Genomic DNA, 201 nt, shown 5'->3' with positions numbered 1-201 from the left:
TGCGACACTAGCTCAGTTGGTAGAGCGCAACCTTGCCAAGGTTGAGGTCACGAGTTCGAACCTCGTGTGTCGCTCCAAATTTAAAGCTGTCATCGTGCTTAACGGTGAAACAATACGGACGCGGGGTGGAGCAGCTTGGTAGCTCGTCGGGCTCATAACCCGAAGGTCGTCGGTTCAAATCCGGCCCCCGCAACCAAATTT

2 tRNA genes are annotated in these 201 nt (G+C 54.2%); both read left to right on the top strand.

From position 1 onward, the window contains the following. Position 1 precedes the first annotated feature (1 nt). Positions 2-77, top strand: a tRNA-Gly gene (locus TW84_RS23490). Positions 78-119: 42 nt separating this feature from the next. Next, a tRNA-Met gene (locus TW84_RS23485) sits at positions 120-196 on the top strand. Positions 197-201: the final 5 nt, after the last annotated feature.

The sequence above is a fragment of the Vibrio neptunius genome (assembly GCF_000967495.1).
GTDB lineage: Bacteria > Pseudomonadota > Gammaproteobacteria > Enterobacterales > Vibrionaceae > Vibrio > Vibrio neptunius.
Note: the sequence above shows the minus strand (reverse complement) of the source record. Positions and strands in the feature narration are given on the sequence as shown.